Here is a 17,519-nt window from a genome sequence, read left to right as displayed (position 1 = left end):
AGGAATAGCTTAAAATAGACTCGACTTAATTCTAAACCAAACTCAAAATAATATTTAATGACTAATTTTAAGCTAAAAATAGCTAGTAGAAGAAGTAAGCTAGCAATGGTTCAAACTTTATGGGTTAAAGATCAACTAGAAAGGAATATTCCCAATTTAGAGGTATCTATAGAAGCTATGGCAACTCAAGGTGACAAAATCCTTGATGTAGCCTTAGCAAAAATAGGCGACAAAGGCTTATTTACAAAAGAACTTGAAGCACAAATGCTCGTAGGCCATGCAGATATAGCAGTACATTCTCTAAAAGATTTACCAACCAATTTGCCTAATGGCCTTAAATTAGGATGCATTACAAAAAGGGAGGATCCTGCAGATGCTTTAGTAGTAAACAAAAAAAATGACTGTTATAAATTAGAAAACTTACCTGAAGGTTCGATTGTTGGAACAAGCTCCTTAAGAAGACTTGCACAATTAAGAAATAAGTACCCACATCTTAATTTCAAAGATATCAGGGGAAATGTTATTACAAGAATTGAAAAATTAGATGCAGGAGAATTTGATTGTATAATTCTTGCGGCCGCTGGTTTAAAGAGATTAGGCTTTGAATCAAGAATTCACCAGATCATCCCAAGTGAAGTTTCCCTTCATGCCGTTGGCCAAGGAGCACTAGGCATTGAATGTAAATCTGATGATAAAAATGTTTTAGAAATTATAAATATCTTAGAAGATAAACCCACCAGTCAAAGATGTCTAGCAGAGAGGTCTTTTTTAAGAGAGCTTGAAGGTGGATGCCAAGTCCCAATAGGTGTGAATAGTAAAATTCAAAATGAACAACTTTGCCTTACTGGTATGGTTGCATCTCTTGATGGAGAAAGGCTTATTAAAGATCAATATATTGGCAATATTAATGATCCCGAAGAAGTAGGCAAAGAACTAGCTAAAAAATTAAAGCAGCAAGGTGCCGAAGAAATACTAAGCGAAATATTTGAAAAATTTAGAGAAAAATAAAATTAGTTAATTTACTAATTTAGGATCAATTTCTTTTTTGTATCTCTCTTCACAATCTTTAATCACTTTAACAGCTTCTTCTATCCCAAAAAAACCATTGACAGTACATGTTCCTGGTTTTTTTAGATCTTTGTAGTGCTCCCAATAATACTTTGTTTCTTTTAACCAATGATCTCCAAGGTCTTCATAACTTGAGATATGATCCATTCTTTTATCATCTGCGAGAACCGCTATTACCTTATCATCAACCTCTCCACCATCATCAAATTTCATCACCCCAATAATCCTTGCTTCCACAATAGATCCGGGTATCAATGGCTCAGTTACCCCAACAATTTCTACATCAAGCGGATCTCCATCTTCGTCCCATGTCCTTGGAATACATCCATAAGCAAAAGGATACGCAAGTGATGAATAACCTACCCTATCAAGTTTAAGATGACCCGTTTCTGTAATTAATTCATATTTATTTATGGTATTAGAATTCAATTCAACAATAGTGTTTATTATTGTATTTGAGCTGTCAGTGAAAGCATTTAGTATGTGCAATAAATTTGGGGTAACCCTGCTTGGGGGCTGATTTAGATTTGCCATCAAGAAATTATTTTTGTTTATCTTACATCCTCACACCTAATCAAATTCTTTAAAAGTAATGTTTCAGCAAAAATCATTTATTTTAGACCTTAAATTATTAATAAAATATTTTGGCGATAGTTCTTCATTAGTTACAGCTCTTACCAACTCCATACAATTAACTGATCTGCCATATTTATGTATATTATTTTTTAACCAAAAGATGATCTTTTGATATTCACCATTTTCAATTAAGTTGTCAATCAAACCTATGTCTCTTTCCATTTGAGAAGATATTTGCGCACTTATAACATGTCCTAACAAATATGAGGGGAAATATCCAAACGCCCCTTCACTCCAATGAACATCTTGAAGACAACCTTCTGAATCATTAGATGGTTTAATTCCTAGGAGTTCATCATATCTTTTATTCCATTCTGTTGGAATATCTTCAGCGGGTAAACCTCTTTCAATTAAATCTATTTCGAGTTCGGTTCTTATTAATATGTGTAAGCCATAAGTCAATTCATCCGCTTCAACCCTATTTAATCCTGCTTCCAAATGATTGATAGATTTCCATAGTTCTAAATAATTATCAAGAGAACATCCAGCCGAAACAAATTTGTTAAAAAATCTTTTTGAAAAAGATTTGGATTTAACTATTCTATTTTCCCAAAATAAAGATTGACTTTCATGAATACCCATAGAGGTTGCTTGACCTAAAGGCCAAGCAAACCATTGATGACTTTGAGATGGCAAACCCTGCTCATAAATAGAATGACCCCACTCATGCGCAGTTGCTAAAAAACTTGATAATGGTTCTCCTTCAACAATTCTTGTCGTAATCCTGTAATCATTAGGTCCTAATGTAATCGAAAAAGGATGGGGAGATTTACCAACAACAACTAGATCTTTATCTCTCCCAAACTCATCAAGTAATTGAGAACATAGATTATGTTGAGATTCGGGACTCAAATCCCAGTGATATTTCTTGGATTTATTAATCCCTCTAATCATCTCTGGGAGAGTATCTTTCAAAGGCTGAAACATTTTATGCAGCCACTTTAAAGTTAATTCAGGCTCAAAGGGTTGGGCTAAAGTTTCCCATGGTGAATATTTATCTGATATTTGTTTTGCCTCTTCAATCCGCAATTTAACTAATTCTTCAAAAAAAGGAAGGAAAATTTTAAAATCTGATTTTTCCTTGGCTTCTTGCCAGCTTTCATACCCTTTAGATTTTGCCTTTGCTAGAGACTCAACTAATTTAGGATCTAAATTTCTTTCTCTATTAAATTCCTTCAATAAAAGACTAATATTTCTTTCTTTATCTTTTATGAAAAGTTGATTATCGGAATTTCTTTCAATATCTGCTAGTTCATTTTTAGCAGATTGTATTAAATTAGAAAATTCCTCGGAAGAATTTCTTTCATGCAATACTTTTGCAATATAAGTAAGTTGTTCAGACCTCCAAGAAGCACCTTTCTTTGGCATTCCAGTATTCTGATCCCAATAAAGTGTATTTTGGATTGAACCTAATATTTGTGTTTCTTTAAGGTAAGCACCCAGCTTATTCCAATGAGTTTCAGCCAAAGATTTAAATGGAAATTAAATTTATCTTAAGATAAAAATTTTAATGTATGCAGTAAAACATGCATCTTTATCCATAATAGGATATTGATTAATTAAGTTTTAACTTATATGGAACAAATATTTTCAAAATTAAAATTCATAACCCATGGCGAGGGTTTTATTGATATCACATATGATTTAAATTTATGTGTTGAAAAAAATAATTTTCATTCCGGAATTTTAAATTTAACTTCACTTCATACAAGTTGCAGTTTGACTATTAATGAGAACGCAGATCCAAATGTACTGAGGGACCTAAAAAAGTATATGCAATCGATAGTTCCCTATGATTCCTACTTAACCTTATCAAAAAATAGAGAAGAAATATCCTATGAACATTATCAAGAAGGGGCTGACGATATGCCAGCACATATTAAAACATCCCTAACAAACACTTGTTTATCTTTGAGTTTTCAAGACGGGAAAATTATGCTTGGCACATGGCAAGCAGTTTATTTATGGGAACATCGATTTGATCAAAAGGAAAGAATCATTAATGTACATATAATTGGTGAGAAAAGGTAAAATATTTATAATGTAATAAGTCAGATTTCTTATTTAATGGAACCCTACATTTTGCAAGATGAAGAATTGAATGAATTAGTTGTCAAAATACCTGGCTGGGAAATTAAATCTAAACAAATCCAAAGAGAATTTAACTTCGCTAATTTTATTGAAGCATTTGCTTTTATGACTAAGGTTGCTTTAATCTGTGAAAAATATAATCATCATCCCAACTGGGAGAATGTTTATGCAAAAGTAATAATTAAATTAAATACACATGATCTAGGAGGTATTACGAATCTGGATCAAACATTAGCTTCGGAAATCAACAAAATTTTTGATCAATAAAAATATAAACTTGTTTTCAACTATTCAAAATGTCTAAAAATTTATTGCCAGTTACTATTATTAGTGGATTTTTAGGTTCTGGCAAAACTACACTTCTAAATCATATTTTAAAAAATCAAGTTGGTATTAAAACAGCTGTTTTAGTCAACGAATTTGGAGAAATCGGAATAGATAATGACTTAATAATAGAAGGATCAGAAGATATGATCGAATTAAATAATGGATGTATATGTTGCTCTATCAATGGCGAATTATTAAATACAGTTTCCAAAGTTTTAGAAAGATCTGAAAAGATAGACTATTTAATTGTTGAGACAACTGGGCTAGCCGATCCATTACCAGTAGCTATGACTTTTGCGGCTGGTGATCTTAGAGAAAAAGTAAGATTAGACTCGATCATTACTGTTATTGATGGAGAAAATTTTGATTTTGAAATTAATAATACAAGTATCGCCTATTCTCAAATTTTGTACGGAGATATACTCCTTCTAAATAAATGTGATTTAGTGAATGAAGAACAATTAAAGAAAGTAGAAAAATTTATAAATAAAATAAAAAAAGAACCCAGGATCTTAAGATCAACAAATAGTGAAGTTGGATTACAAACAATCATGAGCGTAGGTCTATTTGAGACAGATACTTTTCAATTTGAGAAGGATAAAAAAAATTTAGAAGATACTTCGCACGATCATTCTTCTCATTCACACGATCACTCTTCTCATTCACACGATCATTCTTCTCATTCACACGATCATTCTTCTCATTCACACGATCATTCTTCTCATTCACACGATCATTCTTCTCATTCACACGAATCGATAAATAGTATTGAAGGGTTTACATCAGTTTCTTATGAGACATTTGAACCATTTTCCTTAAGGAAGTTTCAATATTTCTTAGATAATGAAATTTCACAAAATGTATTTAGAGCAAAAGGAATCTTATGGTTTATGGAAAGTGAAAGAAAACATATTTTTCACTTATCAGGGAAACGTTTTTCTCTAGATGATGAAGAATGGACAAAGAAAAAATCTAACAAGATAGTAATAATTGGGAAAAACTTAGATCATCAAACTATTAAGAATCAACTTTCTTCATGTAGATTTAATTCAAATTAGAGTTCATGAGAGGTTTAATCGGTTTTTGAAAATACTTATTCAAGGATTTAAAAAAGGAATAACGAAATTAAGACTTTTTTATATAATTTCTTTTGTTGTTGCACTGTTCGTAATTATTCCCATTTCCAATTTTCTTCTTGAAGGAATTGAATATCTTTTAGGTGGAAATTTTTCAGTAGGGATTTCAGGAGGAGAAGAGGTACTAGGCACTTTACAGGTGTTAGTACTTACAAGTTTATTTGGAGGGGGATTAGGAACCTTGAATGGATGGTTACTCTCAAACTGTGATTTTAAGTTCAGGAAAGTTCTGCGTATTTGCCAACTCATTCCACTTGCTGCTCCAGCATATCTAATAACAGCTGTTTTACAGGATTTAGGGAGTATTTTTGGGTATCAAGTAACTGGTTTATGGTGGGGAGTTTTAATACTGTCAATTTCAACTTATCCTTATGTATATATTCTCGCGAACGAAAGTTTTAATAAGTTTGGAGTTAATCAAATCAATGCTAGTAGAGGATTGGGAGTTGGACCATGGATGAGCTTCTTTAAAGTCGCTTTACCAATGGCACTACCAGCACTAATCACAGGAATAAGTTTAATGTGTATGGAAGTAATGAATGAGTTGGGTACATTTGAATTATTAAATGTACCAAGTATTTCCACAGGTATAGCTGAAAATTGGATTATTGAGGGCAATCCAAAAAGTGCTATTGGATTATCTTTGGTAGCGTTATTGATAATTTTCACTTTAATTATTTTTGAGAAATTTTCAAGAAGAAAATCAAAGAGGTGGAGTGAAAATCCTGCGTCGGAAGATTCACAAGGATGGGAATTAAGAAAATCTAGAGCTTTTTTGGCAATAACCTTAGCCTTATTTCCTCCAATTTTCTCTTTTGGAATACCATGTTTTTGGATTCTGCTAAATATTGATCAAATTCAAAAAGGCTTATCTATAGAATTACTTACATTATCATTTAGGACTATTAGTCTAGGACTTATTACTGCATTAATAACGATCCTATTCTCTTTAATACTTTCCTTAGCTAGCCGCCCAAATCAAAGCTTATTCCTAAGACCCATTACAAAGCTTGCGGGAATAGGTTATGCAATCCCAGGCACCGTATTAGCTTTATCTGTAATAAGCATTTCTTCTTCAAAATTTCATTTCATTGCTATTTGCTTACTAATTTGGGGTTATCTTGTGCGATTTCTAACTATTTCAAAAGGTTCCATTGATTCAAGTCTTGAAAGGATTTCTCCTAGTCTTGATGAAGCTGCATTAGGACTAGGAGAGAACTGGCTTGGAATATTCAAAAGGATACATCTACCTCTACTCAAAGGACCAATATTTGTAGGCTCACTTTTAGTTTTTGTAGACACCATAAAAGAATTACCCATAACATTTATTTTAAGACCGTTCGATTTTGATACTTTGTCTGTGAGAATATATCAATATGCTGGTGATGAAAGAATGGTAGAGGCAATATTACCTGCCATTTTTATCATGACTTTAGGACTTATTGCATCAATTAAATTAATACCAAGTTTAGAGAAAAAAAACTAAGTTTTCTTCAACAGTTTTTTAGTCAAAAAAGGAAGACTTAATAACAGATCAGCAAATGTAGAAATAACCCTAAAATAAATTACTGCGACAAGAATTATATTTTGTGGAATATTTCTGCCAACAAAAAAAAGGAGGCAAGCTTCAAAAACACCAATTCCACTAGGAGCCGCTGGCACTATCAAACCTAAAGACCATGATAAAGAAAAAACTACTAATAAAAAAATGATGTTTGGAGTAAGATTTGTATTAAAAGTATTCAAGCAAATATAAAACCCAAGAAATTTAGATAAAACAAAACCAATTTCAAGTAAAATTGCTTTGGTAGGAAAAAAAGAAATTATATTTATTCTCTTTTCAAATTGATACTTTGAATTTGAAAGTCTCAAAACCTCAAATGCTTTGCCCTTAAGAGACTCTAACCTTTTTAATACAATATAAATTAATTTCCTATTTAAAAATACTAAGGGCAAAATAAAAAAAAAGTACAATGGTGAAAAAATAACTCCTAGTGATGCCAAAAGAAAAGATCCACTCAACATAAAATAAGGTTCTATAAGTGTCGAATAAAAAGCGATCTGAGGGTTACTTCTTTTTTGGATAAAATTTAGTCTTTCAACAAAATGCCAAATTCCTCCCGGAACGTATTTGAGAATATTAGTTAAAATATAGAAGGAAATTAAGTTATTTCCTTTGCATTCTTTACCGAACCATTTAATTATGTATTTCCATGCATATGCGTTTAGAAAAATACTTAAAACACAAAACAAAAATGATAAAAATAGATTAATACCATTTCTTTCTAAATTTATATCAAAAGAAATTTGGTCTAAATTATAAAAAAAATAAATGCAAAAATATAACAAACTTGATAAAAAGAAAATAGTCTTTAAGCCACTAAAATTAATTTTCTTAAAAAATTTCCAATATGATTGAATCTTAATATTAAATATCATTTCCAGTTTTCGAATGCTTTGAAATTTTTACTTGATTCTTTTATTATTTTTCTTATTTCGTATGTTGATTTTTTTTGATCTAATTTTAATCTCAAAACTTCGTCATTTTCTGGTTTCATAGTGATGGATCCATCTGGTTTCAAAGTCTGTTTAACTTTTACATTTCCAAAAGTCGTTGAACATTCTCCTCTTCTTCTAAGCAATATCCACCTAGATTGGGTCCTTTCACGCACTCCAATAGTATTGGAGTAATCAAACCATAACCGCATAAAATATTCTTTTTTCTCTATTGGCAAGATTGCTTGAATAGAAAATCCAATTCTATTTTTTTTCATATTAATAGCTTGATAAGAAACGTCGTAAGCTCCCTCTATTCTCAGTTTCTCAACAAAATTCGATATATCTTCAGGTGTTTGGTCATCAATCCATGCTTCTTGAACAGATATTTCTTCACACCTTGGATTAATTTGTTTATTAATAGAGGGATCCTCAAATGAAGTAATTTTATAAACTCTAACCAAATTCGGGAATGGGAATTTTAGGTTGCCAATGCCTACTCCATAGGAGTTAATAGAATATTTTGAAGGAGGTTGCACATAGTTAACTAAATTAGAAAGTAAAGCAATACCAGTTGGTGTAGAAAGTTCCCCCTCTATTGAGTCAAAGCTTGATAAAACCTTAATATTTTTTTTTCTTATTAGCTCTATTACAGCAGGGGGAGGGACAGATAATTTCCCATGTTGAGTTTGAACAAAGCCTTTTCCCAACATTGGTTCATTGCAATAAACCTTTTTAGGATTTAAAAAATTTAATGCAGCACATACTCCTATGATATCCACTAATGAATCGATAGCCCCAATTTCATGAAAATGAACATCCTCAGAATTGATACCATGAACTTTTCCTTCTGCGCTTGCCAAAGATTCAAACACTTCAAAAATTAATTTCTGTAATTTATCTTCTAAGTTTCCATTTAAAATAAGTTGTTTAATACTTCTCCAATTTCTTTTAATTGGTCCGCAATCAATATTCTCAACCTTCGCCTTAATACCTCGGATTGAACAACTTTTAGATTCTTCAAACTCTAGATTATATTGATCCTTTAAGCCAAGATCAATAAGCGGTTGTTCAATTACCTTTTTAGGCACACCTAAGTCATAAAAAGCTCCTAACAACATATCTCCAGAAATGCCTGGAGAACATTCAATTAAAACATCTTCCATAAATCTTAAATTTCTTGATTGATAAAAATTCCAATAAAGCTCAACTGTTCATTCTAATTATTTCTTGAAAGATTTTTTTCAACAACTTCATACTTGATTAATTTCAAAGAATTTCCATATCTAATAATATCTAGACTTACAAAACTATTGAGCAGTTTAAGAGAAAGCTCCCCTTTTATTACTAATTTAAAATTTTTATTTTTTAAATTATTTTTCTTTGAAGCAGAGCAGATCTTAATAACAATTTCTTTTTTTTGAGTGTTTACAAAAACTAATTCTCCTCTAACAGAAAAATAATTATCTTTTAAATCTAATTCCTCTAATAATTTTGAAAAGTTTGTATTTTTAGAATCTTTAGAAAAATCATTCAACTGATAAGGATGCCAGATGCCCGCAACTTGTAAATGCAAATTTTGAGTATTTTTATTCTTTGGATAAACAATCCAAAAATAATTTTTCTTTAAGTCAATATGCTTTTTTAAAAGAGATAATGCTTTTCCTAGTACTACTGTTTCAATTTTCTCCCCTTTATTATCAGTTAAAAAGCCTCTAGTTAATCGCTTATTATCAAGGGGAATAAATTTACCATTAACAATACCAATTGCTCTGTATTGCAATTGATTACTAACTTTTGGGATGGGATTTGTCAACATATTAAATTTTTAAAATAAAAAATATCTTATTGAATATCTTAGTTTTCCTCCAAGCTATTAAAAGATTCTAAAGCATCATCTATAGCATCAGATGGATTAGTCGCATCATTCAAACTATTTTGTCTTCTAATCATTTCAACAATTTCAAATGGATTAGTTGGAATAACTGAACTATCCTCTTCTGTTTTTGTTGAGGTATCTATTTGCAATTCTTCAAATAAATAATCAGCATTTAATAAATCACCTTTGAAGGCAAATAAGGAGATAAAAGAAAAAACTAAAGGTATTGTTATTGTTTTAGGAAGGTTTTTACAAAAATAATTTTTCATTTTATTTAATTTCAAAATTCAAAAACGCCAAAATTTTTTGCTAATTTAATTTTACATAATTTTAGTAGAAATTTGTTAATAGCAACTTGGAATGTTAACTCTATAAGAACCAGACTTTCACAAATAACAGATTGGATTAATCAAGTCAATCCAGATATTCTATGTTTGCAGGAAACAAAAGTGATGGATGACTGTTTCCCCGTTGAACCTTTCGAAAAATTAGGATATTCAGTGGAGGTATACGGACAAAAGTCATATAATGGCGTTGCTATTATTTCTAAAATAAAGGGTGATAATATCCAAAAAGGATTCTATAAATGTAGAGACTCTGATCAAAATCTTGAAATTTTCCTAGAACAAAAAAGATTAATTTCCGCTGTTTTTAATGGTATTAAGATCATAAATGTATATGTTCCTAATGGATCATCTCTAGAATCAGATAAGTTCGAATACAAAATTAATTGGTTGAATTGTTTAGCTTCCTTTTTGGATGAGCAAGAAAAAAAAGGAGAATTAATTTGTCTTGTGGGTGATTTTAATATTGCTCCATCTAACATAGATATTCATGATCCAAAGAAATACGAAGGAGGAATAATGGCATCTAAAATCGAAAGAAATGCGTTAAATAATGTTTTAAAAGGAAGATTGATAGATTCTTTCAGGATTTTCGAAAAAAATACTGGCCATTGGACTTGGTGGGATTACCGTAATAACGCATATGAATTAAATAAAGGTTGGAGAATAGACCATATCTATGTCAGTAAAGAACTCTCATCAAAACTTAAAAGCTGTGTCATAGACAGCTTACCGAGGAAGAATTTGCGCCCAAGTGATCATGCCCCGGTCATGATTAATCTTAACTTGAACGACACATTTGTAGATTTTTATGAGGATGATGATAATTTTTTCGAAATATAAATAAATCAAATAACCTTTCTTTAATACCTGAAAACGCTTATTAATAAAGAGTTATCTAGAATTGTTCTACTTTATATTATGATTTTCTAAAAATTAATAATTTACAATCCAAACTATCGCAATAAAAATATCATAATGTAGAATTTCAACCTAATTGACAAAATTTTTACTTATTTCTAACTTAGGACATGAAAAGATTTTTCTCCAAGCTTCATTTATTTAAACTGTGACTGACATATTAAATTGCACCCAATCAAAAGAAGTTTTCTCAGCTGCTCAAGAGTTAATGCCTGGAGGAGTTAGTTCTCCTGTTAGAGCTTTTAAATCCGTTGGTGGACAGCCAATAGTTTTTGATAGAGTTAAAGGCCCTTTCGCTTGGGATATTGACGGTAATAGATATATTGATTATATAGGGAGTTGGGGTCCGGCTATATGTGGACATGCTCACCCTGATGTCACAACAGCTTTACAGGAAGCAATTGAGAAAGGCACCAGTTTTGGAGCTCCATGCGTTCTAGAAAACAAACTTGCTGAGATGGTTATAGATGCCGTCCCATCTGTAGAAATGGTTAGATTTGTTAATAGTGGCACCGAAGCCTGTATGGCTGTTCTAAGACTTATGAGAGCTTTCACTGGTAGAGATAAAGTAATTAAATTTGACGGTTGCTATCACGGACATGCAGATATGTTTTTGGTGAAAGCAGGATCAGGTGTGGCTACTTTAGGATTACCAGATTCTCCAGGGGTTCCAAGAACAACAACTGCCAATACACTTACTGCGCCTTACAATGATCTTGAAGCAGTTAAAAAATTATTTTCCGAAAATCCTGACGCCATTTCTGGTGTAATTCTTGAGCCTATTGTTGGTAATGCTGGCTTTATTACTCCAGAACCTGGTTTTTTAGAAGGATTAAGAGAATTAACCACTGAGAATGGATCCTTATTAGTTTTTGATGAAGTAATGACTGGCTTCAGAATAAGTTATGGAGGCGCTCAAGAAAAATTTGGGGTCACTCCTGATTTAACTACACTCGGTAAAGTTATTGGAGGAGGACTCCCTGTTGGAGCTTATGGAGGCAAGAAAGAAATTATGTCAATGGTAGCCCCTTCCGGACCAGTCTACCAAGCAGGTACATTAAGCGGAAACCCACTCGCAATGACTGCTGGAATAAAAACTCTTGAGCTACTGAAACAAGAAGGCACCTACGAGAAACTAGATGCTATAACCTCTAGATTAATAGAAGGAATAATTCAGTCCGCCGAAAATAATGGTATCGCTATTAATGGTGGAAGTGTAAGCGCTATGTTTGGGTTCTTCTTATGTGATGGGCCAGTCAGGAACTTTAATGAAGCAAAAACAAATGATTCTGAACTTTTTGGGAAGTTGCATAGAGAGATGCTTAAACGAGGTATTTATCTAGCCCCAAGTCCATTTGAGGCTGGTTTTACATCACTCGCTCATGGCGAAGAAGAAATTGATAAAACTATTGAGGCTTTTGACCAATCCTTTAGCGCTATAAAAAACTAATTTTTAACTATTATTTCTAAGAAAAGAAATAATAGTTAAATTCCTCTATAAAAAATAAATTTATTTAATTACCTTCTGCCACCAACTATTACTGGAGGGCTTCCTCCTTCAGAACCAGGCAAGCCAGGAACAACTTGTGTACTGCCATCCCATTTGTCTAGAAATAATTTGAAAAGTACTTGATCATCTAAACTTCTATTTAATGTTTCATATCTAAGTGCTTCTTGTTCTGCAATTTCGACTTCAGTTTTTGCTCTTAATAATTGTTGACCAGCTATTTGTTTTTGTTCAATAGCAGCTCTATATTCTTCAGCAATCTCTAATCCAGTCAAATCTAAACTTTTAACATCTACATAATCAAATGAATTTAATTCTTGAGCAACTGTATCTCCTACTTTTTCAGAAATAACTGCAAACTCTGTAGCTATTGTCTCTAGCTCATATTGAGAGAAAACTGATTTAAGAGCTTTTAGTAAAGATGGCTGAACAATTTTTTGATAAACATCACTATTTCTGCTGGCAATTGTAGCGAAAATTCTTCCTGCTTCATTAGGCTTTACTGAATACTTAACGGTAGCTGTAGCCCTAATAACCTGAAGGTCCTTGGTTAAAGTTTCAAATTTTTCAGGTTGAACTTGAGTTTTAATATCAAATGGATATACAGATTGTATGAATGGAAGCTTGAAGTTTAAACCAGCTCTCCTAGAAGGGCCACTGACTTTACCTAAAGTTGTGACAACTGCAACTTGTCCAGAGGGAACAACAAATAGAGACTGAGTGAGTAAAAGAAAGCCAGTAAAAGACAATACTATTAATAATGTTGCTGTCCCACCAGGACCAGCCGGTGTGACATTTTTAAATGATGTTGACATTAATTTTTTCTTTTAGTCAATCATATTTAATCAAATTAATTAATGCATTAATCAGACATTTAATTAAAATATTTTTTTAATAATTGTGCAAAGAAATATAAATATTATTATTAATTATTTAATTTAAATACTTCCAAAAGTTGTAAATAAAGTTCTTCATCTATCTCTCTAATGTCATATTCAGATGGTAAAACTCCGTGCTTGTGTTCATGCACTGTCATCCAACAGAGTTTCTCTATATCTCCTTCTGTAAATCGAGGATTTTCTTTTACCTTTATAAATAGTTTTTTAATAAGAGATTCTGGATAATCAACCATATTTCTTCAATAGTATTATAGAAATCTTTATCTAAAGTTGTTAGCCTTAAGAGGGATATTTAAAGAGTCTTCCAATTTACTAATAAGTTTAATGGCTAATTGAAGATCATTTTTGCTCTTACTCGAGACTCTCAGGGTTTCTCCATTAATACTAACATTAATTTTTTTTATTTGATCTCTAATATTTTTACTTATTTTTTTTGCTATTTCCTGTTTAATACCTTGTTTTAATAAAATTGTTTGTTTTACTTTATTACCACTTACTGTTTCAATTTCCCCGTAGTCGAAAATTTTTAAAGATAGGTTTCTTTTTATTGCTTTTTGTCTGAGTATATCATTTACAGCATTTAAAGTTAGCTCACTATTAGTAGTTATAAAAATATTTTCTTTATCTAAATCAACTGTCGTCTCTGTTCCTTTAAGATCGTAACGCTGAGAAATTTCCCTTTTGACTTGATCCAGAGTATTTACTAATTCCTGTCTCTCAAAATCAGAAACCACATCAAATGAAAAACTTTCTGCCATCGTAAAATTTTAAACGCAAGATAATTATTAAGCATAAATTAGATTTAAATAAGAGAAAATGACTTAATTTAATCAAAAAATAACAAACTAACAACTTTTCCCATCTCTTCAGCACACCTACAACTGTTTAGTAAGGTTTCACTATCGTGAAAGGCGAAACATATTAATTGATCACATCTAGTAATAATTTCTTGATTACAAAGGCTACTTGCAAGTGGCAAAGGTAATTCATCATTTTCACTTTTTTCAACCAAATGCATAACCCTTTCAAGTTGATTCTTGATTTCGGGTAATTGTCTATCAAGGCTTTGTGGCAATAAAACAGTCAATAATGATGGGTTAATATCTAGAACAGCTCGAATAACCGCAGCATTCACCCCCTGAGAACCAGATGTAAGAATATTATGTCCTTCCTCTGCTAACGACCTTGCTATCAACTCAATCAAGTGGATGTCGACAACTGGCACATGTCTACTGCCCAAAAAGGCAATCCTCCTCTTTCCTTTATCTTGGAGTTTTGCGAGTTCTTGAGCTAAGACATCAACGCCTTCGGTTGCTGGTAGATCTAAAGAGCGACTCAAAATAAAATTGTACCTATATTTGAAATTAGCATTTATCTGAAAAATTGCAGGGAAATTCGATCTTTTCGAGAATTCTTTTTAGATTCACATGCTCCTGAACTAATTGCACTGCATAAGAAGCTTTAATTGATTCATGAATTCTGACATGTCCAAAAGCTTGTTCAATAATTTCTACAGTAGCAAGCGTATCTAATTCTACTTTTAAAATTGGCACCTCCAATTCCTCTGCTCTATGAATCAATTGTGATAAAGGTTCTCCCAAACCAGTTAAAATAAGACACTGAGTCGAAGCTTCCAAGGCGGCAAGTTGAATGTCAGTTCTGTCAGCTCCTGTAACTACAGCCATATTGCGTCTTCTTCTAAAGAATTCCATTGCAGAATTCACTCCCATTGCACCAATACTTAATGTCTCAACAAGTAATTGATCTTTTTCAGGGCAACATATTACTTGTGCATCTAATCTTCTTACCAGCTCACCGACGGTAACACTTCTGAGTAGTGGAGATTTTGGCATCACTCCAAACACTTCAATATTCAAATCTTTAAGAGAAGGGATGATTTCATTTTTAACTTTTTCAACTTCTTGTGGCAAAACTGCATTCAATACTACTCCAGCCAAATGATCTCCTAATTGTTTTTTTGCATCAAGTAATGCATCTACGCTTTTACAATCTTCCCATAAATTCACAATTAAGACTTTCGCATCTAAACTCTCCGCTAATTGGGGGAGGCTTAATCCATAAATCATCCCTTCATGAAGACTACCAGCCGCTTCAAGAATATTTAAACCTTCAAAATCATCTTTGACTAATCCAACAATTTGATCAAAACCTTTTCCTGGAAGTAAGTCTTTATTAGAAATTCTTTTTTCAGCTGATATATTATCCAATAATCCTACTGAAGAAATTAAATTCTCCTCTTCGATATTTAATGTAGATCCAATAAACTTAACATCGTCATCAATTAATCCTTCATAAGACATTGAAGATAAATTAGTAAGTTCGATACATGTTGCTAGTGGTTTCCCAATTCGCACTTTTTTTTTCTCCTGTAAGAGTCTTTTGGCTATCCCAAGAACCAATGCGGATTTACCACTAAATGACTCACATGAACCAATTAATAAAATATCGCTCATAATTAGTAAAGTTGTTTATCCACAGATTCAAGATAATATTTTTTTCAGAACTAAACAAATATTTATTTATGAGTTTTAATCAAATAAATAAATAAATATTTTTTTTAGATAAATTCACTTTATTTCTTTGGTATTTCAGCAAAAAAAAACAAAATGATGAATTCAATTAAAACAAAAAAAACCATTGGGATTACTGGGGCTTCGGGCGCCCTAGGGAAAGAACTAACAAAGTTGTTTCGTCAGCAAGGATATAAAGTGATTGGATTTACTCATAGTAAAACTGATTCTGAAATAAATCTTGAATCTCCAAATGAATGGATTAAATGGGAATGCGGGAAAGAATCGACATTAAAAAAGCATCTAAAAAAGATAGATATATTAATTTTGAACCATGGCATATATGATTTGAGTAGAGAAAATTCTAATTATGAAAAATCAATAGAGATAAATGCATTAAGCAAATTCAAATTTTTAAACTTATTTGAAGATATTGCCTTAACGAATGAGTCATTAATAAGAAAAGAGATTTGGATAAACACATCTGAAGCAGAAATATTACCAGCCTTAAATCCATCCTATGAGATAAGTAAATCCCTGATTGGTAAATTAGTTTCTTTCAAGAAAAATCTTCTGGACAAAGATACAAAGAAAAAATTTATTATTAAAAAAATCATCTTAGGGCCTTTTAAATCAGAACTAAATCCAATCGGAATTATGAGACCCAAATTTGTGTCTAAAAAGATTTATGATCTAGCACATTCAAAAAGTTATTTAATAATAATTAGTCCAAACCCTTTAAGTTACATACTTTTCCCATTGAACGAATTTTTTAATTTTTTGTATTGCCAAATTATCTATAAATACAAATCTTAGTGTCTAGAAATCTCTATCTGTCAAAATTTCAATACCATCTTTTAAAACAACAATTGTATGCTCCCATTGTGCCGATAATTTACCATCTTTTGTTATTACGGTCCATCTATCATTTAATGTTTTACAAAATTTAGTCCCCTCGTTAACAATTGGTTCCACAGCTAATGTCATTCCTTCACGAAGAACTACGTTGGGTAATTCTTTGGTCCGAAAATTAAATACTGATGGTTCTTCGTGAAGATTTCTACCAACTCCATGACCTGTATAATCTTCAACAACACTAAATCCATTTTGTATAACAATATCTTCAATTTGCCCAGCCACATCTAGAAGTGTATTCCCTGCCTTGATTTTTGATAGCCCCGCATACAATGCTTTATAAGCTACATCACTCAGATTTTGGGCCTTTGAACTAACTTCTCCCACACAAATTGTTATACAACTATCACCGTGGAAGCCATCTAAATATGCTCCTGTATCAATTTTAACTAAGTCACCATTTTTAATTATTTTATTTTTGTTTGGTATTCCATGAACAACCTCATTATTAATACTAGAACAAATACTCGAAGGAAAACCATGGTAGCCTTTAAAACTTGGTACAGCTCCAAAACTTTTTATCCTCTTTTCTGCGAAATCATCTAAATCTTTTGTGCTCATTCCTGGTTGAATTAAGTCATTAATTTCCCTCAAAACTGTAGCTACTATCCTACTTGATTTTTTCATCAAGTTTATTTCACGGGCAGACTTTATTTCAATTCCTCTTCTTCTCTGAATAAAAGGAACTTGATCATTAGTTTTGGAATTATTTTTTTTTAATAAAAGATCTGCAAAATGTTTCATTGGAATAAATAATAGTGATAGGTAA

20 protein-coding genes are annotated in these 17,519 nt (G+C 31.6%); 8 read left to right on the top strand and 12 right to left on the bottom strand.

The window, feature by feature from the left end:
* Positions 1-57: 57 nt before the first annotated feature.
* A complete protein-coding gene (gene hemC, locus SOI86_RS09335) occupies positions 58-1,008 on the top strand; it encodes a hydroxymethylbilane synthase (RefSeq protein WP_320681532.1) in 951 nt (316 codons plus the stop codon).
* Positions 1,009-1,014: 6 nt separating this feature from the next.
* On the opposite strand, the gene SOI86_RS09330 is transcribed toward hemC, so the two are convergent.
* Together SOI86_RS09330 and SOI86_RS09325 are read right to left on the bottom strand one after the other, a co-directional pair.
* Positions 1,015-1,602 carry an inorganic diphosphatase gene (locus tag SOI86_RS09330; protein WP_025887731.1) on the bottom strand — a complete coding sequence of 196 codons (588 nt, stop codon included), beginning with the start codon at positions 1,600-1,602 and terminating at the stop codon, positions 1,015-1,017.
* Between the two features lie 63 nt (positions 1,603-1,665).
* A complete protein-coding gene (locus SOI86_RS09325) occupies positions 1,666-3,171 on the bottom strand; it encodes a carboxypeptidase M32 (RefSeq protein WP_320681531.1) in 1,506 nt (501 codons plus the stop codon).
* Between the two features lie 108 nt (positions 3,172-3,279).
* Between SOI86_RS09325 and SOI86_RS09320 the strand changes: the two genes are divergently transcribed.
* Genes SOI86_RS09320 through SOI86_RS09305 form a run of 4 tightly spaced genes read left to right on the top strand, consistent with a single transcriptional unit; the run spans position 3,280 to position 6,744 of the window.
* Complete coding sequence (locus SOI86_RS09320) at positions 3,280-3,735, top strand: secondary thiamine-phosphate synthase enzyme YjbQ (RefSeq protein ID WP_320681530.1); 456 nt, start codon at positions 3,280-3,282, stop codon at positions 3,733-3,735.
* 36 nt (positions 3,736-3,771) lie between these two features.
* Complete coding sequence (locus SOI86_RS09315) at positions 3,772-4,062, top strand: 4a-hydroxytetrahydrobiopterin dehydratase (RefSeq protein WP_011818001.1); 291 nt, start codon at positions 3,772-3,774, stop codon at positions 4,060-4,062.
* A gap of 29 nt (positions 4,063-4,091) precedes the next feature.
* Entirely contained in the window at positions 4,092-5,180 is a 1,089-nt protein-coding gene (locus SOI86_RS09310; protein WP_320681529.1) for a GTP-binding protein, read from the top strand.
* A gap of 25 nt (positions 5,181-5,205) precedes the next feature.
* The gene (locus tag SOI86_RS09305; RefSeq protein ID WP_320681528.1) at positions 5,206-6,744 is read left to right on the top strand and encodes an iron ABC transporter permease; all 1,539 of its coding nucleotides are present in this window, start codon (positions 5,206-5,208) and stop codon (positions 6,742-6,744) included.
* On the opposite strand, the gene SOI86_RS09300 is transcribed toward SOI86_RS09305, so the two are convergent.
* From SOI86_RS09300 to SOI86_RS09285, 4 genes are read right to left on the bottom strand one after another with little or no spacing between them, the layout of a single operon-like run.
* Positions 6,741-7,697, bottom strand: a complete 957-nt coding sequence (locus SOI86_RS09300) for a lysylphosphatidylglycerol synthase domain-containing protein (protein WP_320681527.1) — start codon at positions 7,695-7,697, stop codon at positions 6,741-6,743. The genes SOI86_RS09305 and SOI86_RS09300 overlap by 4 nt on opposite strands.
* A complete protein-coding gene (larC, locus tag SOI86_RS09295; protein WP_320681526.1) occupies positions 7,694-8,920 on the bottom strand; it encodes a nickel pincer cofactor biosynthesis protein LarC in 1,227 nt (408 codons plus the stop codon). The genes SOI86_RS09300 and larC overlap by 4 nt, the downstream gene beginning before the upstream one ends.
* Positions 8,921-8,973: 53 nt before the next feature.
* Positions 8,974-9,573, bottom strand: a complete 600-nt coding sequence (locus SOI86_RS09290; RefSeq protein ID WP_320681525.1) for a hypothetical protein — start codon at positions 9,571-9,573, stop codon at positions 8,974-8,976.
* A gap of 38 nt (positions 9,574-9,611) precedes the next feature.
* Positions 9,612-9,902, bottom strand: a complete 291-nt coding sequence (locus SOI86_RS09285) for a hypothetical protein (RefSeq protein ID WP_320681524.1) — start codon at positions 9,900-9,902, stop codon at positions 9,612-9,614.
* 72 nt (positions 9,903-9,974) lie between these two features.
* Between SOI86_RS09285 and xth the strand changes: the two genes are divergently transcribed.
* Positions 9,975-10,820 carry an exodeoxyribonuclease III gene (gene xth / locus SOI86_RS09280; RefSeq protein ID WP_320681523.1) on the top strand — a complete coding sequence of 282 codons (846 nt, stop codon included), beginning with the start codon at positions 9,975-9,977 and terminating at the stop codon, positions 10,818-10,820.
* A gap of 226 nt (positions 10,821-11,046) precedes the next feature.
* Positions 11,047-12,348, top strand: coding sequence for a glutamate-1-semialdehyde 2,1-aminomutase (gene hemL / locus SOI86_RS09275; protein ID WP_320681522.1), 1,302 nt, complete (start codon positions 11,047-11,049; stop codon positions 12,346-12,348).
* Between the two features lie 68 nt (positions 12,349-12,416).
* Here hemL and SOI86_RS09270 read toward each other — a convergent pair whose 3' ends face one another.
* From SOI86_RS09270 to SOI86_RS09250, 5 genes are all read right to left on the bottom strand, one after another.
* Positions 12,417-13,220: a prohibitin family protein gene (locus SOI86_RS09270; RefSeq protein WP_320681521.1), complete on the bottom strand. Its 804-nt coding sequence runs from the start codon at positions 13,218-13,220 to the stop codon at positions 12,417-12,419.
* A gap of 110 nt (positions 13,221-13,330) precedes the next feature.
* Positions 13,331-13,537: a hypothetical protein gene (locus SOI86_RS09265; protein WP_320681520.1), complete on the bottom strand. Its 207-nt coding sequence runs from the start codon at positions 13,535-13,537 to the stop codon at positions 13,331-13,333.
* A 27-nt stretch (positions 13,538-13,564) separates the two neighbouring features.
* Complete coding sequence (locus tag SOI86_RS09260) at positions 13,565-14,062, bottom strand: YajQ family cyclic di-GMP-binding protein (protein ID WP_320681519.1); 498 nt, start codon at positions 14,060-14,062, stop codon at positions 13,565-13,567.
* Between the two features lie 68 nt (positions 14,063-14,130).
* The gene (locus SOI86_RS09255; protein ID WP_320681518.1) at positions 14,131-14,643 is read right to left on the bottom strand and encodes a DNA recombination-mediator protein A; all 513 of its coding nucleotides are present in this window, start codon (positions 14,641-14,643) and stop codon (positions 14,131-14,133) included.
* A 25-nt stretch (positions 14,644-14,668) separates the two neighbouring features.
* Positions 14,669-15,778, bottom strand: a complete 1,110-nt coding sequence (locus tag SOI86_RS09250; RefSeq protein ID WP_320681517.1) for a phosphotransacetylase family protein — start codon at positions 15,776-15,778, stop codon at positions 14,669-14,671.
* 153 nt (positions 15,779-15,931) lie between these two features.
* On the opposite strand from SOI86_RS09250, the gene SOI86_RS09245 reads away from it, so the two are divergent.
* The gene (locus SOI86_RS09245; RefSeq protein ID WP_320681516.1) at positions 15,932-16,651 is read left to right on the top strand and encodes an SDR family oxidoreductase; all 720 of its coding nucleotides are present in this window, start codon (positions 15,932-15,934) and stop codon (positions 16,649-16,651) included.
* Positions 16,652-16,654: 3 nt separating this feature from the next.
* On the opposite strand, the gene map is transcribed toward SOI86_RS09245, so the two are convergent.
* On the bottom strand, positions 16,655-17,494 hold the full coding sequence (map, locus tag SOI86_RS09240) for a type I methionyl aminopeptidase (protein WP_320681515.1): 840 nt from the start codon (positions 17,492-17,494) through the stop codon (positions 16,655-16,657).
* Positions 17,495-17,519: the final 25 nt, after the last annotated feature.

This window comes from Prochlorococcus sp. MIT 1314 (assembly GCF_034093315.1).
Classification (GTDB): Bacteria; Cyanobacteriota; Cyanobacteriia; order PCC-6307; family Cyanobiaceae; genus Prochlorococcus_A; species Prochlorococcus_A marinus_Y.
Note: the sequence above shows the minus strand (reverse complement) of the source record. Positions and strands in the feature narration are given on the sequence as shown.